Annotated in this window: 16 protein-coding genes; 7 read left to right on the plus strand and 9 right to left on the minus strand. The window is 56.0% G+C overall.

What is annotated here, in order from left to right; all coding sequences use genetic code 11:
* The first annotated feature begins 62 nt into the window (after positions 1–62).
* From HY788_24125 to HY788_24135, 3 genes are read left to right on the plus strand one after another with little or no spacing between them, the layout of a single operon-like run.
* Positions 63–842: a ParA family protein gene (locus HY788_24125; GenBank protein MBI4777232.1), complete on the plus strand. Its 780-nt coding sequence runs from the start codon at positions 63–65 to the stop codon at positions 840–842.
* Positions 829–1,689, plus strand: a complete 861-nt coding sequence (locus HY788_24130) for a ParB/RepB/Spo0J family partition protein (protein MBI4777233.1) — start codon at positions 829–831, stop codon at positions 1,687–1,689. The genes HY788_24125 and HY788_24130 overlap by 14 nt, the downstream gene beginning before the upstream one ends.
* 3 nt (positions 1,690–1,692) lie before the next feature.
* Positions 1,693–2,205 carry an NYN domain-containing protein gene (locus HY788_24135; GenBank protein MBI4777234.1) on the plus strand — a complete coding sequence of 171 codons (513 nt, stop codon included), beginning with the start codon at positions 1,693–1,695 and terminating at the stop codon, positions 2,203–2,205.
* A gap of 8 nt (positions 2,206–2,213) precedes the next feature.
* Here the strand turns inward: HY788_24135 and HY788_24140 are convergent, their stop codons facing one another.
* Positions 2,214–2,909 carry a Smr/MutS family protein gene (locus HY788_24140; GenBank protein MBI4777235.1) on the minus strand — a complete coding sequence of 232 codons (696 nt, stop codon included), beginning with the start codon at positions 2,907–2,909 and terminating at the stop codon, positions 2,214–2,216.
* A gap of 290 nt (positions 2,910–3,199) precedes the next feature.
* Here HY788_24140 and HY788_24145 point away from each other — a divergent pair, with 290 nt between their 5' ends.
* The 3 genes from HY788_24145 to HY788_24155 all read left to right on the plus strand — a co-directional run bounded on the left by HY788_24145 (position 3,200) and on the right by HY788_24155 (position 5,389).
* Entirely contained in the window at positions 3,200–4,285 is a 1,086-nt protein-coding gene (locus tag HY788_24145; GenBank protein ID MBI4777236.1) for an isocitrate/isopropylmalate dehydrogenase family protein, read from the plus strand.
* Positions 4,286–4,478: 193 nt separating this feature from the next.
* Positions 4,479–5,207: a tRNA 2-thiocytidine(32) synthetase TtcA gene (locus HY788_24150; GenBank protein ID MBI4777237.1), complete on the plus strand. Its 729-nt coding sequence runs from the start codon at positions 4,479–4,481 to the stop codon at positions 5,205–5,207.
* On the plus strand, positions 5,204–5,389 hold the full coding sequence (locus HY788_24155) for a hypothetical protein (GenBank protein MBI4777238.1): 186 nt from the start codon (positions 5,204–5,206) through the stop codon (positions 5,387–5,389). The genes HY788_24150 and HY788_24155 overlap by 4 nt, the downstream gene beginning before the upstream one ends.
* 53 nt (positions 5,390–5,442) lie before the next feature.
* Here the strand turns inward: HY788_24155 and HY788_24160 are convergent, their stop codons facing one another.
* From HY788_24160 to HY788_24190, 7 genes are all read right to left on the minus strand, one after another.
* On the minus strand, positions 5,443–5,682 hold the full coding sequence (locus tag HY788_24160; protein ID MBI4777239.1) for a hypothetical protein: 240 nt from the start codon (positions 5,680–5,682) through the stop codon (positions 5,443–5,445).
* Between the two features lie 30 nt (positions 5,683–5,712).
* Complete coding sequence (locus HY788_24165) at positions 5,713–8,874, minus strand: hypothetical protein (protein MBI4777240.1); 3,162 nt, start codon at positions 8,872–8,874, stop codon at positions 5,713–5,715.
* Positions 8,875–8,930: 56 nt separating this feature from the next.
* Positions 8,931–9,476 carry a pilus assembly PilX N-terminal domain-containing protein gene (locus HY788_24170; GenBank protein MBI4777241.1) on the minus strand — a complete coding sequence of 182 codons (546 nt, stop codon included), beginning with the start codon at positions 9,474–9,476 and terminating at the stop codon, positions 8,931–8,933.
* 25 nt (positions 9,477–9,501) lie between these two features.
* A complete protein-coding gene (locus tag HY788_24175; GenBank protein ID MBI4777242.1) occupies positions 9,502–10,530 on the minus strand; it encodes a prepilin-type N-terminal cleavage/methylation domain-containing protein in 1,029 nt (342 codons plus the stop codon).
* A 4-nt stretch (positions 10,531–10,534) separates the two neighbouring features.
* Positions 10,535–10,966 (minus strand): prepilin-type N-terminal cleavage/methylation domain-containing protein, encoded by a 432-nt coding sequence (locus HY788_24180; protein MBI4777243.1) that lies wholly within the window; start codon positions 10,964–10,966, stop codon positions 10,535–10,537.
* 23 nt (positions 10,967–10,989) lie between these two features.
* Positions 10,990–11,460, minus strand: coding sequence for a prepilin-type N-terminal cleavage/methylation domain-containing protein (locus tag HY788_24185; GenBank protein MBI4777244.1), 471 nt, complete (start codon positions 11,458–11,460; stop codon positions 10,990–10,992).
* Positions 11,461–11,713: 253 nt separating this feature from the next.
* Positions 11,714–12,730, minus strand: coding sequence for a tRNA 4-thiouridine(8) synthase ThiI (locus HY788_24190; GenBank protein MBI4777245.1), 1,017 nt, complete (start codon positions 12,728–12,730; stop codon positions 11,714–11,716).
* A gap of 38 nt (positions 12,731–12,768) precedes the next feature.
* Between HY788_24190 and HY788_24195 the strand changes: the two genes are divergently transcribed.
* Positions 12,769–13,374 (plus strand): HAD family hydrolase, encoded by a 606-nt coding sequence (locus HY788_24195; GenBank protein ID MBI4777246.1) that lies wholly within the window; start codon positions 12,769–12,771, stop codon positions 13,372–13,374.
* Between the two features lie 354 nt (positions 13,375–13,728).
* On the opposite strand, the gene HY788_24200 is transcribed toward HY788_24195, so the two are convergent.
* The coding region (locus HY788_24200) for an alpha/beta hydrolase (protein ID MBI4777247.1) at positions 13,729–14,465 on the minus strand (737 nt) is incomplete at its 5' end.

Consider the following 14,465-nt stretch of genomic DNA (forward strand, 5'->3'; position numbering starts at 1 on the left):
TCCAACCCCCCGACCTCTCCGACACGGAGACCTTTTCGTTATCCACCCATACAGTCATCTTTATGAGTCGAATTATCTGCATAGCCAACCAGAAAGGCGGCGTCGGCAAAACGACGACTGCGGTAAATCTGTCCGCGTCCCTCGCCGCCGCAGAGAAGTCCGTTTTGTTGATCGACTGCGACCCCCAGGGCAACGCCACCAGCGGACTCGGCATCCCGAAAGAAAAGCTCCAGCGGCACCTCTATCATCTCCTCATCGGCCAAGCCGACCCCGCGGAGGTCACCGTCTCCACGCGTCTTCCACACCTCCACCTCATTCCCTCCCAATCGGACCTCATCGGCGTTGAAGTCGAGCTCATTTCCGCTCCCTCGAGAGAAACATTCCTCAAGACCAAGATTTCCACCATCGCTTCCTCGTACGACTATATCCTCATCGACTGCCCTCCCTCTCTCGGCCTCCTCACCATCAACGCCCTCACAGCCGCCAACAGCGTGTTGATACCCATTCAATGCGAATACTACGCCCTCGAAGGCCTCAGCAACCTGCTCCGAACCATAAAAACCGTAAAACAGCGCTACAACTCGTTCCTCACCATAGAAGGCATCCTCATGACCATGTTCGATGCGCGAAACAACCTCTCCCACCAAATCCTCCAAGAGGTCGATTCCCACTTCCCTAAAGATCGTCTCCAAACCATCATCCCGCGGAACGTCCGCCTCAGCGAAAGCCCCAGCCACGGGCTCCCTGTACTTCTTTACGACATCAACTCCACCGGGGCCAGGAGCTACCTTATGCTGGCCCGCGAAATCATGGGAAATGGAACGCATCATGCCCAAAAATAAAGGCTTAGGCAGAGGACTCGACGCACTTCTATCCGATTGGCAATCCAGCCCCGACGCCGTCGCCGGTGAAGTGTCCCTCATCGACATCAACCACATAAGACCAAACCCTCACCAACCCCGGACACACATGGATCCCGACACCCTAGCCGAACTCGCCAACTCCATACAGCAAAAAGGGATCCTCCAACCGGTTCTGGTTCGACAGAACGAGGACCACTTCGAACTCATCGCCGGAGAGCGACGCTGGCGCGCCTCCATTCAGGCGGGCCTCTCCAAAATCCCCGCCATCATCCGTTCCGCTCCGGATTCCGAACTTCTCGAAATGGCCCTTGTGGAAAACATACAACGCCAAGACCTGAATCCCATCGAGCAGGCCCAGGCCTATCTCCACCTTCAGGAACAGCACAACCTCACTCAAGAAGATCTCGCTAAACGACTTGGAAAAAACCGAGCCACCGTTGCCAACACCCTTCGTCTCAACAACCTCCCCGATGGGGTCAAGACCGCCCTTGTCCACGACCGCATTTCCATGGGACACGCCCGCGCTCTTCTCGCCTTGCCCACCGCCGATGCCATGGCCGAACTCTGCCGCCGAGTCATTGAAAGGAAACTCTCCGTCCGAGAAACCGAAAAGGCGGTCGCCGCGGCCCTTCGCGACAAGCCCCGTCCCACGAAATCCCAGGACGTTTCGGATCAAGGCTACTTCAATGACCTCAGCACACTACTCACCCGGACACTCGGGATGCGCGTTCGCATCGACCATCGCGGCAAATCCGGAGTCCTGACAATCCACTACAATTCCTCGGAAGAACTCGAAACACTTCTTCAGAGATTCCAGGTCGGCTGATCCATGCCCCTGCACCTGATCGTAGACGGTTACAACCTCATCCACGCTTCTCTCTCCCTCCACCAGCTTGCCACTGAGGACCTCGAGCAAAGCAGAGAAGCCCTTCTCCGGCTCCTCTCCGAATACAGGCGCCAGAAACCACACCGCATCACCGTCGTTTTCGACGGCTGGATCAACGGTTCAACCTCAACCGACACCAGCTACTTCTCAGGAATCCGCGTCCTTTTTTCTCCAAAGGACGAACCCGCCGATGACGTCATCCTTCGCCTGGTCCGCAACGAAAAGCAAAGGGCGGTCGTTGTTTCCTCCGACCGTGAGGTGGCCTCCAATGCCCGACGACATGGCGCAACCTCCATATCCTCACAAGATTTCGAGCCCATGCTCTTTGGTGCACAGGAACCGGACTACGCTTCCCCTCACCCTTCCACACACTCCCCCTCAACCACAAAAAAAGGGCCGGCTAAGCGCCTACCTCGTACTAAGCGCAAGACCATGGCCCGCTTGAAAAAACTCTGATCCGCCTGCTACCTTCTCCGCTGTCCCCTTTCCGTCTTGCTCAGCAGCACGTACATCGCACCAAACCCCCCATCATATCCCAACGCAGAAGCGAATGCCTGAACCCTCCTAGCATTGGCGCCGCTCCGGAGCCACCGAATGAGTCCCTTTTTCAGGATCGGTTCTCCATGTTCGGAGTTTCGGCCCCTCCCATGTACGAGCAGCACGCACCTCAGTCTCTCCACAATACATTTTAAAATGAACTCGTCCACCTCGATCTTAGCTTCCTTCATGCTCAACCCGTGCAAGTCCGCATACGCCTGAACGGGAATCCGACCTCTCCTCAACTCCCAAAATCGCGCCGGCACCAGGTCAGGAGCACACCACGAAACGTACTCCTCCGAATATCTTGCATCCAGGATCGAACGCCCGGAAACCAACTCGTTCAATTCAGTCATGACCTCGATGCTTTCCGGAACAGGACACGCGTTCTTCTTCGCCGCACCCTTCAGCCGGTCTACCTCCCCGTCCGCATCACCTTCGATGGGTACTACATCGGCCATGGCTCGGAAAAACACCTCCTCATCCGTTTCAATTTCTTCTATCCTCACCTCAGTGGCCGCCGAATCAATTTTTTCTTTACGATCGGTCACCAACACCCGTTTCCTTATGCCCTCGAAAGGAGAATAACATAACCCTTTTGACGCCGTTCGCTCGGGCTTCATCCCAACACCCCCTTTCACGAAAGGTGCACGCCCGCTTCTCCACAACATTTACATGATATCACCCAACCCTTCGAAACAAAACCTCCTCCCCATCTCCGTTACGAGATCCGCGCTCAGACAATCCCCCCAAGGCATTTGGGTATCCTTCATCGCCTCACGTCATTCTCCCATACCACCCTTCCGGGCCTTGAATCAATCGCTTGACCATCCCGGTAAATCGGGATACATATTATGGCCCAAAATCTATTGCACCCAAAGCCTTACAGGATGATTCAAACAAGGAGACCATTTTGAGCCATACGGTCACGTGCATACCAGGAGACGGAATCGGTCCCGAACTCACGGAAGCCATGAAGCGTTGCGTGGAGGCTACCGGCGTCTCCATCCAGTGGGACGAGGTTAACGTCGAATGGGGAGACTCCGAAGGCAATGTCGCCGGCATCCCCAACGCTCTTATACACAGCATCCGAACCAACAGGGTGGCGATCAAAGGTCCCATCACCACTCCCGTTGGAAAAGGATTCAGGAGCCTCAACGTCTCCCTTCGTCAAATGTTTGACCTCTACGCCTGTCTAAGGCCGTGCAGGATTTTTCCCGGTTCACGAACCCGGTACGATAACGTGGACGTCGTCATCGTACGCGAAAACACCGAGGATCTCTATCGAGGCATCGAATATCCGTTCGACGCGCCCTTCACCCGCAACCTCATCCAATTTCTCCAAGCAGAAGCCCACGAGTCCATTCCCCAGGACACAGCCATCGGCCTCAAAGTCATCAGCAAAACCGGCAGCGAACGCATCGTCCGTTTCGCATTCGATTACGCTCGGAAGAAACAGCGAAAAAAAGTCACCGCCGTGCACAAGGCCAACATCATGAAATACACGGACGGGCTCTTCTCTCGAGTCGCCAAAGACGTCGCCGGGCACTATCCGGACATCGAATTCAACGAAATACTCGTGGACAACCTTTGCATGCAACTCGTCATGAGGCCAGAGGAATTTGACGTACTCGTCCTTCCGAATCTGTACGGCGACATTGTTTCCGATTTGTGCGCGGGTCTCGTCGGAGGTCTCGGCCTAGCGCCGGGGGCAAACATCGGCAGCAACATCGCTATCTTTGAAGCAACCCACGGCAGCGCTCCCAAGTACGCCGGCATGGACAAGGCCAACCCCGCCGCCCTCATTCTCAGCAGCGTGCTGATGCTCGATCATCTTGGGGAACCCGACGCCGCCAGGCTCCTCGAAGACGCCCTGGCCCGCGTCATCCGCCAAGGGAAATATGTCACGTACGATTTCAAGCACCACCGGGACGATCCTTCTTCCGTCGGCACCAGCCGAATGGCCCAGGCTATTGTAGATGAAATCCAACGCGCATGACCAACGCCCAATGCAAGACTTTTTCCGGCATCGTTTATGGGAGGATACCTTTTAGAATGCTTTTCCTCCTTCCTTTCCCGGCCGTCCTTTACCCGCAAATGACCTCACGGGATGTCCTCAATTCCGACCCCCTTTCTTCTACCTGCACCCCAAGCGCCTTCGCCGACAATCCATCCCTGCCGGATACAGACCTATGAAAGCCTCGAACCTCGAGCGAAGCATCCGAACGCTTATGGGAAAAGCGATACACCAGTATGCCATGATCCAGGACGGCGACCGCATTCTCGTGGCTGTTTCAGGAGGCAAAGACAGTGTGGCCCTGCTCCACCTGCTCATGACGCGCCTTCCACGCATCCCCATCTCTTACACATTGATACCGGTGTACCTCGAAATGGGGTACAATCAAAATGCCTTGCCCTTCATGCGGGATTACTTTCAGCAGCAGAGCCATTCAACATACCACGTCGAGCTCACCGACTTCGCGACCTTTGCCCACTCGCCGCAAAACCTCAAGAATCCCTGTTTTCTATGTTCCCGCATGCGCAGAAAGCGTCTTTTCCAGATCGCCCAAGAACACCGCTGTAACAAGCTCGCCTTTGGTCACAATCAGGACGATATCATCGAAACCTTTTTCCTCAACACACTCTACGGCTCCGTCCTCAGTACCATGAGACCCTTTCAACCCCTCTTTGAAGGCCAAATCAACCTCATCCGTCCCCTTTCCTTCATAGCGGCCCCGGTCCTCGAACGATTCGCCCGCCTCAAAGGGTTCCCTCTGGTGCACAACGCTTGCCCATCCGCCACCGACTCGAAGCGCACTCAAGTCCGGGAACTGCTCCAAACTCTTTACCGCTCCAATAGAAAGATCAGAGGCAACATCTTTCACGCCCTCCAACACGTTGACACCGAGTATCTCCTATGAGCAGCCACACCGACTCCAACAACCCTGTATCCGGACACGCCGCTAAAGGTTGCGCTGAATACCGATTGGCCATGGAGTTGACCGCCCTCCGACGACGATTACAGACGGAAATCCTGGACGCCGATGCAACTAGAGCCCTCGAACGGCGCGTTCGGGAAATAGAGAAAGCCCTCGGCGTCTGATATTGAATCTTCGCCTGAGGGCTTTCTCACTTCCAGCCCGCGCCTCGCTCTGTTTAAGACGGAATTTCCTTCGAGATGCGTTCTCTCTGTTCGTCCATTATCGGTTCGGGCAAGGACTGTTCCCGTTGTTTCTCTTTCTCCTTCTCACTCTCGGAAACATTGGGCAATACCTCTTTGATTTCATTAGGTATTATCGGCTTCACCGCCTTCATCTCCTGCCCAAAACCGGCAGACGGCGCCGCCCCTATAGCCACGGCCAAAATCCAGGCCGCCACTGTTCTAGCCTTTATCATACCCGCCTCCTTATCCTTACCTAACCTCAGTTATTGATCCAGGTTCTGCATCCATCGAAGCGTCTGCCAGCTACGGAGGCTCATCGGACGGGATTTTCCCGATTTCACGTCAAAACTCTGTGAGCCGACACCGCCCGACTCATCGTCTCCGGTGATGCTTCCCTGAACCACGATGGCCGTATGTCCTTCTTCGTCCTCGATCGTTCTCGGATTCGAAAGCACCAGCCACGGCAGCGAGTACGCCTCCATCTGGGGCCGACTGTCCGGATTCGGATCGTCGGGATCCGCCACAGGGGGTTGCATCAGATCGCCCTCCAAAAACTGCCAGGTCCCGTCACCCCCGCTGTAGCTATCCTCGTCCACGGACGGGCATATGGCCACCCGAAACATGCGGCTCGATCCCCCCTGCGAACACACATCGCCTGCTGGAGTCATCGTCACGAACCAGCTCTCCCCCCAGACCACCTCCGGAGTGCTGACCACTCTTTCGCCCCCGGACAAGGTGATCTTCCACCATCCCTCACCCGTTCCGTCCAGGTCCCGAATAGCGAATATGTAGTTGTCATACGTCTGGTTGACGTCGTCCGTTTGAAGGTACTTCCCGGTTCCACCCAACACTACGGGAACATTCTGACACATGCTGACATTCAACTGCGCCGTAACAGGAGACCCGAAAGCCCACAGCTTGTTTACGGTCCAATTTCCTCCTCCGCTCGAGGGCGGCTTGAATCTCCACACGTTTCCACCCAGATCCCCGGCATACACCGCTCTGGCCGCATTCCTCCGGGCATAGATCACGGGCGTGCTGAGGCCCCCGTGGGTCTCTCCGGTAGGCACGTTGGCCAAGATCGTCCCCGAATCCAGATCCACCATCAGCAGCCGATCACTCACCGAGTTCCCACCAATGCAGCCATACCCATTTCCTGTAAACATCACCGGTATCTTCGCATCGTCGCTATCCGTGCCCGGCGGCTGGTAGTAGTATACTTGAGCTTCCGAAAACGAGTACCCAAGGCTCGCTCCGGCGCTCGCATCGATTTTCCATTTGAACGAAGGTGAGTAGGGATTGGTCACGTCCAGGCAGAAGTAGCCGACTCCACCCCCGCGCAGTCCGCCTACAACGAAGATCCTCGTCGATCCCCCGACCTCGAACTCCTTGAGGTTCGCCGAAAGGTCCACGGTATACTTATGGTTTTCTTCGAAGCTTGGAGCCGCAACATAGGCGCCTACGGGAAGATCGTCGATCAGCCGGGATTTGATCAGCGATGGAATGTACATCCATCTTTCCCGCATCGTAGACAGCTCGATGGCATGCAAAGCGCCACCGTTTCCACCCACATAGATCATGTCGTTCGCCAGATCCACGGCAGGGGCCGAATGAACGATGTCCGCGAGTCCCCCTTCGCGATGTCGAAATCCGTACCCGGCGACCTCGTTGCTCGAGTCTCCACGAAGATATTCCACCAGCGCCGGCCCGTAATCAGTATCGCTTTCGTGTCCCGGCAGGTTCTCGAACCCGAGATTCCCCGCGGTGGCCAAGGCGATAGAGCCGGAATCGTCCGTATAGATCACACGTTCCTGCCACCCGGGAAGATTGTTCGAAGCCAAAATGGGATTTGAAAACCCATAGCTGACCACGTCGCCGTAACTGTCCCAGGCGATCTCGATGTTTTCCCGGATAATATCACCGTACCAGTCGCCGCTCCTGAACCGCGTAGTCACCACGTAGGTGTCCCCTGCGCGATAGGTGGGAGACGAAAATGCCAATCCGGAAACCGAGTAGGACCGATCCAATATGTCCGCAATGGCCGACGTCAGAGCTTCCGTCAGGTCCTCGACGCTGTTCGCCTTATAGTATATACCATCCCCCATTTTCGCCGTACGGTCCAGCAAAGGATGGTCGATGGCGAAACCCACCGTGTACGTCTTCACCGGAGAAGCTTTCTGCGCCGCTCCAGGCCCTTTTTCCGGCCAGCTGCTGTCGTATTCCACGCAACGGTTCAGATAATAGCCCATGCCGTCCATCATCGTCTTTCCCGTAGCGTTGTTGTCGCTCGTGGGCACATCGTACCAGGGAAACCCCGCGCCGCCGTACCCCCATTCGCTTCTCAAAGCCTTACAGAAGTCATCGTTCTCGCAATAACTGTCGATCGTTGCTTTAAGCCCGGACGGGTAGTTTGTGTCGTACGTGGCGTCGCCGTCGGTCACCACGATCATGAAGTTCTTCTGACAGTAGTACTTCATAGGTTCCGTATAGCTGACTCCGCTGTTGTACTTCGAAGCCAATCCAGCGAAAACCCGATAGGATTCGTATACGCTTTCTCCTAGAGGCGTCCAGGTGCTGGCTGTCAGTCCGTTCACCGAAGAAGTCAAGGTCGCGATCGAACTCCCGAAATTGGCGCGGATATACCCCCCCTGGCTGTAATTGAACGGCATCAAAGCAAAACGTAGTCTGGACCCATGGGCGTTGATGATTTGTTTGACCACCTCTTTCGCCGTGTACATACGATACGTGTTCGGCACCTCGCTGCTGATGTTCCGGGACCACACCGTCCAATAGGGTGAATAGTACGGCTCGGAGTAAGTGGGGTCCGGCTGGTGTGCATAGTCCCCGGAGTAAGCGTATTTGGCGAATAAATAACCGAGATATCGTTCGTCGTAACGAACGCCGTTTCCGCTAGAGTTTCTATAAGACAGCCCGCTCGGCAGCGGAAGTTTCAATCGTCGTGATTCGGTATCGCCCACTCTACGGGCATAAATGTAGCCCGTCGAACTGCTGACCACGTATGCGAACATGTCGCTGCCCTTGTTCATATTCGCCCAGTTCGCCTCAGGGTCGGAACGATTCACGGGGCCGTCCCAAGATCCCGTATTGAAGTTGTAATACTGATACCCGGGGTGAGCGATAAACGAGCCCGGATCGGCGGGGTCCGGTGTCCCTCTGGGATCGAACCCGTCGACCCAATCGATGTTGTTCATGGATCCCGATATGTCGAGCACCAGCAAAACGTTGGGGTACCCGTCAGGATCCGTTATTACCGAAGAGGCCACAATGGGGACCTGGCACAACTCCGGATCGAACGGACATGCCGCCCACGCATAAGCGCCCAGTCCGATCGCCAAACTTAGGACCAGCATTCCACCTGCGAACTTCGATCCCTTGAATACCTTCAAACCCTTGACCCATCTCATGACATTCAATCCCTGATTAGGTTTCAGACTCCCGGCATGCCCGCCACATAGCTCTCTCACGGCAGCTTTTTCAGACTTAATGCCAGGGCGTCCAGATGAACCCTCACCGAGTTATACGAAGCTTTGCCCCTCCCAACGGAGCGCAAAAGAATCCGCGTGGCCCCCCAACTCTCGTCGTAAGGGCTTTGTGACGTCCGACCACGACTCAGCTGAACTCCCTCGGGTAACACCTCGATCACCGCCAAGGACTCGTTGGGATTTACATACGCTCGATACGTGCCGCTGCTGTCCGAAAGGTTCGACCAACTAGCCCACTGGTCCCAGTTCAAGGAGGCCCGATTCGTTACCACCTGGCCCGACATGCCGGTTAGTTCCGTGTACCATTTGCCGTCAAGATCGTGCTCCGTTCGCATCAAGCCGCCTTCCGCCGCGTATAGCCCCAAATTTCCACGGTGAATATTTCCCACGGATCGCTGCTCGTTCGTCGACGTCACGGCGGTTACAGCGCCTATGACAGATAAGATGACCATCACCCAGAGCGCGGTGACCATCGTGCTGCCCGATTCTCTCTCGAATCTCTTCGTCTTTCGCACCCTTACCATCACGCCCTCCCTGCACTGGAAGCGCTTAGAAATTTCTCATCTCGGCGATTCCGGACACTTTGACCGACTTTCCGCTGGGCAACCCTGCTTCCACTTCGATTCGGATCACAGTAGGACGCGCCGTCGGACTGAACGGTACGAATCCGCCTCCCGTATCCATGAACAGCCGCAGTCCGGCAATACCGTTCATTATGGTCGCTGGATTGTTATCGTACAGCAAGTCCTGAAAAGTCAGCTTGGAGTCGGTGGTATTCAGGCGATACTGCACCCTGCGGTTCACTTCCATCACCATACGGGCGCCTGCCACGATCTCGTCCGCGGTTACCGTCCCGATGCTGAAATTGGAATTGTATACGGAGCCGCCCGTAGCCACGCTGTAGGCGGGAAAACCGCCGCCGGTCACTTCCCGCACCACCGCCATGTTCCCGGACTCCGTGTCGCCCATAATCAGAAGAAGCGTGCCGGCCCGCCAGTCCGGGTTCGGTTGCTCGTCCGACACGATGTTCGGGTCCAGGTTCACGGTCTGAGTGCTGAAGCTTCCGATCCCATGTATGGCCGAATTCGTCTCGAAGGCCTCGCCCGATAACCGATTAATCGTCAGAGTCTGATTGACCAGGGAACCGTCGGCGTTCGTCGTGGTTTGGTTCATCGGATATGGAGATGCTACGATCTCCTCGGGCAGGTATGGAGGACGCCTTCGAATAAAGTAAGCCGCCAGTTCTCCGACTCCCGTCCCCCCCACGGACAACATCGGATACCCCCTTCCGGCATCCAAGGCGTTTGCGTCGCAATACACAGGACCCAAGGGGTTCTTCTCGAAAAAAACGTTGCTTCCCGCGGCGCGAATGTCCCGCTGAATCATCAGAAGCGCCAAGCGCGCGTTCTGCCGGGCGCCGACGAGGTCATTGCCGGACTTATAACTCTTGGTATGGTTTGCCATGACCAATGCCACGCTCCCCAGAACGATACCGCTGATGAACATGGCCACCAGCATTTCCACCAGGGAAAAGCCCCGTTCCGCCTCCAACCTGACAAGACGTCTGACCTTTGCCATGATCCTATAACCTTATGGATGAGCTGACGTGGCGAGAGTCGGTTCCCACTCGCCAGGAAATGTTAACCGTCCACACGCTGCCGCTGGAAGAAAGTTCCACTTCGGCGTCCCTCAATCTGCCTTCCTTACCGTCCCTGAGCAGTGCCTCTCTCAGTGCGTTGCACACCTGACCGGTCCATCCGGTCCCGGTACACGTTCGAATATTCCGCCGGCTGATGCTCGTGACCAGCGCCGGATCGCTCAGAACGATCTCCAAGACCTGGGAGGCCAATCCGTCCGCAGCGAACGTCTCTTGAGCCACATAGGTCTGTTTCAGGTAATACGCCTGCATGGTCGCCACCGAAAGCAACCCCACAGCCAGGATCAACATGCCGGTGACCACCTCCACCAACGTGAACCCGGCTTCCTTTTGATGGAAAACGTTTCGCCCTTTCATTCCCTTTGCCCCCCTGAGCATCATCAAGGTATACTCACGACCCCGCCGGCTGAAATCAGCACCGTCCCGCTCTTTGAACCCACGGACACCGTCACCTGCGTGTCGCCCGCACCACTGACGCACAGTCCTCTTCCATCGAACGCAATTGAATTCGGATAAACCGAGTATTTGTCACAGCCGGCCTCTTTCTGGATCCAGGCCGTCAACGTCGGTGCTTCATGAGTGGTTCCGGTGGGACTCGTCAGCAGATCCGCGGTGCTTACTCTTCTCCCCTGAGTAACCGCCTCGGAGCGTGTTCTCATGAGGAGATTATATACCAGCCATTGGCCGCCACTGATTCGAGACTTCTCCCTGAATACACCGTAGGAGGTAATCGCAGCCAACCCGAGGATTCCCGCAACTGCAATGGTAATCATCAATTCAGGAATAGTGATTCCTGATTGACTCCGGTTTTTCAGGCACTCCGCCTTTCCTGAAATCCCATGCTTTGCCATAACGACCCATCCTTCCGTACATCAGGTCCTTAACTTCTCTTTCAAGCTGGGAAACTTTCCCGCCGAAGATAAAGTGCAAGAATTGAACCAAACCCGATGAATATCCCCTTTGCCGTCCACCGTCTTCAGTCCACTTACGCGTCACGGAGATGCACCCGGTTTGGTTCACTCCGACTTCAGAGGGTTCTTTGGCCGGAGTTCACCTTCGTATCCCAAAGAACAAGACTGAAATTCAGGGTACCGTCGCCCTTCGTCAAATCAGGAACTCTCCATAGGAATCCCTATCGCCCCTCGTCCCCTGAATCCACTGACTGGTGCTTCCGATACGCACCTCGACCCTCACGGCCTCGGTACGGCTCGCATCGCTGTATGTGGCGCACAAGTCGGCGGCCTTTCCGAACAGCTCCTGGTCCAGCCCTCTGAAAGCCACAACCAGGGGACCCGGAATGTCCACCGTTCCCAGAACCACGGATTGCGGAAGCCTCAAAGCCAACATGCGGTCGTTTTCCGACTCATTCCTCCCCACCACAACCTTCACACGATCGTTAAAGCGCAAATGGCGACCCAGCTTAAGGAGTTCGATTTCACTTGTGTCTACATCCTCGCCCTGGTAGTGGAATAGATCTTTAAGGCGTCTGGCGAACACCTCTTGGGTCAACAGGCAGCCGCCGGCCGGCGCAGGATACCACTTCAAATTCAGCTCTTCCGCCAACCTCATTTGGGGTTTTCGCGACCGTCCCTGAAATTCCAAAAGTTGTTCTCGGTCGATCCATCCCTTCAGTTCCGCCGCGGTAGGGTCCAGTAATCGTCCGCTCAGGGGCCGCACCAGCAGGCCGTTCAAGCCGGATCCCCTGTTCACCGCGGCGAGCGATTGCCGATTCTGTGACATGGGCCGTTGCCCCAAGACCTCCCCCGTGAATACGAAGTCGGCTTTCTTTTCAGCCAGCAATTCTCCGGCCAACCGAACCATCAGTGTATGGCAATCAATGCAGGGATTCATGTGCCGGCCATACCCGTACTTGGGAGACCGCAGCATACGCATGTGTGCGTTGGTGATGTCCACGCTTTCCAGGTCTAAGCCGGCCTGTGCGGCCATTCGCCGCGCGTTCTCGTCGCTGAAAAAGGGGGTTGTGAAACAGATTTGCAGCACCTCGATCCCCAATCGCTTCATAACTAAAGCGGCGAGGGTACTGTCCAGTCCCCCGGAGGTCAGTCCGAGCGCTTTGATTCTTCCTGCCTTTGGTGTATGATGTATGGCGTTCAGTTGCATTAAGTCCTTTATAACCTATCCCTTCTTGGGCGGGATTCATGATCCGGGCTGTACTGTTTGATTTCGACGGCACACTGACCGCTCCGGGAGCCATTGATTTTCAAGCGATCCGGCTTCGTTTATGCTGCCCCTCGGATCAGCCCATCCTCGAGTATATCGACCGGCTGGACCCCCAAGACCAACACCGGGCCCTTGACATCCTTGAAGCCATGGAGCTCGAAGCAGCGCGCCGTTCCCGGCCCAACACAGGCGCTCTGGAGCTTCTTTTGTGGCTCAAACACATCCGAATTCCTTTCGGGCTGCTCACGCGGAACGGACCGAACTCGGTCTACCTGACTCTCACCACTTTCAAGGAAATCTCGGCACGGGACTTCGGCGTCATCGTGACACGAGCGGAGGCTCCTCCCAAACCGGACCCCGCCGGCGTACTTCTGGCCGCCGCACGGCTGAGCGTGGATCCCCGGGAAATCCTTTTCGTCGGCGATTATCGTTTCGACGTCATCGCAGGCCACCGCGCGGGATCCCTCACCGCGTTTCTGAGCAACGGTAAGCCATTATCCTGGATTCCGGGCGATCCCGAACCCCACTACACCATCCACCGCCTGCTGGAGCTCAAGTCCATTATCCGGCCGCGTCCCGATTGAGCGTTCCCCCTTTTCTTCGTTCCCAGAGCCTCGATCCATCCCCCGTCGATCCGTTCGAACAGGGATGGCGTCGGCTCGATAGTCCATTTTGGTTTCAACCATTCCTCGTGCGTCCGGTTAAAGCGCCCTACAAATCTGTTCATTCGAGGTTCCGCTGAGACGCCCTTCTCCAGTCGGCGAGCAAATCTACGTCAACCATATACAATAGTACACTTCTGTCCTACAAATTGCAAGACATGCATTGCCGATGGACTCGTCGTCGCGAGTCAAAAACAACGCAACGCCGAAATCGGGGCGTTTCTCGCTTCACATCTATATATCGTCATGGTTGGGGCGGAAAGTTAAGCTATTTTTCTACTTTGAACTTGTATGTCGAGCAAATTCCAAAAGCACTCGGTTGTAAACTTGGCTTTCCTCAATCATAGGCATGTGTCCCGAATGCTCCAAACTAGTCAGCTCGGAATTTGGGATCTTGGCGTGCAGCAACCGGCTGTACTCGGGGGGATTCATAGCGTCCAGCGCGCCACAGATGATCAGCGTGGGAATCTCTATATGTTCCACGCGATCGGCAGCGTCAAACTCATTGCAGACCATGAAATCCCGGTACATCGTTGCAGGCGGGCGCCGCTCCAGGAGAGATCGGCTTTTCTCAAGCAGTTCCTTCGGAGCATCTTTCGCGAAGCACGATTCGACGATCGTCTTCACCGCTTCCCTGAACCGGCTCGAAAGATCGGCCAAGAGTTGGGGATGCACCGGCAATCGAGCCCCTGTGCCCGACAAAATAAGCCCCTTGAACCGGTTAGGGCGGCTCAGAGCCCATTCGATGGCGATAGCGCCTCCCATGGAGTGTCCCAGAACGTAACACCGGGGCAGTTCCATCAGAACGGCCAGGTTTTCGAGCCATTCCGCGTACGCACGAGCCGATTCCAGAGGATCTCCTTCGCTGTCGCCATGACCCGGAAGCTCCGGCGCCAGAACGTTTACCTCGCCGTCCAGCCCGCGAAGCTGATCGAGCCATGAAAGGCGGCTCCCCGCCGCCCCATGAATCAGCAGAATGGAATCCCGCTCCGGCTGAAACCCCTTGTTTCCCA

It is taken from the genome of Deltaproteobacteria bacterium (assembly GCA_016208165.1).
Lineage (GTDB): Bacteria > Desulfobacterota > Desulfarculia > JACQYL01 > JACQYL01 > JACQYL01.

Excerpts from the sequence above, each read along its gene's own strand:
- HY788_24125 (MBI4777232.1), top strand. The coding sequence starts at position 63 with ATGAGTCGAATTATCTGCATAGCCAACCAGAAAGGCGGCGTCGGCAAA.
- HY788_24130 (MBI4777233.1), top strand. The coding sequence starts at position 829 with ATGCCCAAAAATAAAGGCTTAGGCAGAGGACTCGACGCACTTCTATCC.
- HY788_24135 (MBI4777234.1), top strand. The coding sequence starts at position 1,693 with ATGCCCCTGCACCTGATCGTAGACGGTTACAACCTCATCCACGCTTCT.
- HY788_24140 (MBI4777235.1), bottom strand. The coding sequence starts at position 2,909 with ATGAAGCCCGAGCGAACGGCGTCAAAAGGGTTATGTTATTCTCCTTTC.
- HY788_24150 (MBI4777237.1), top strand. The coding sequence starts at position 4,479 with ATGAAAGCCTCGAACCTCGAGCGAAGCATCCGAACGCTTATGGGAAAA.
- HY788_24155 (MBI4777238.1), top strand. The coding sequence starts at position 5,204 with ATGAGCAGCCACACCGACTCCAACAACCCTGTATCCGGACACGCCGCT.
- HY788_24160 (MBI4777239.1), bottom strand. The coding sequence starts at position 5,682 with ATGATAAAGGCTAGAACAGTGGCGGCCTGGATTTTGGCCGTGGCTATA.
- HY788_24165 (MBI4777240.1), bottom strand. The coding sequence starts at position 8,874 with ATGAGATGGGTCAAGGGTTTGAAGGTATTCAAGGGATCGAAGTTCGCA.
- HY788_24170 (MBI4777241.1), bottom strand. The coding sequence starts at position 9,476 with ATGGTAAGGGTGCGAAAGACGAAGAGATTCGAGAGAGAATCGGGCAGC.
- HY788_24175 (MBI4777242.1), bottom strand. The coding sequence starts at position 10,530 with ATGGCAAAGGTCAGACGTCTTGTCAGGTTGGAGGCGGAACGGGGCTTT.
- HY788_24180 (MBI4777243.1), bottom strand. The coding sequence starts at position 10,966 with ATGAAAGGGCGAAACGTTTTCCATCAAAAGGAAGCCGGGTTCACGTTG.
- HY788_24185 (MBI4777244.1), bottom strand. The coding sequence starts at position 11,460 with ATGGCAAAGCATGGGATTTCAGGAAAGGCGGAGTGCCTGAAAAACCGG.
- HY788_24190 (MBI4777245.1), bottom strand. The coding sequence starts at position 12,730 with ATGCAACTGAACGCCATACATCATACACCAAAGGCAGGAAGAATCAAA.
- HY788_24195 (MBI4777246.1), top strand. The coding sequence starts at position 12,769 with ATGATCCGGGCTGTACTGTTTGATTTCGACGGCACACTGACCGCTCCG.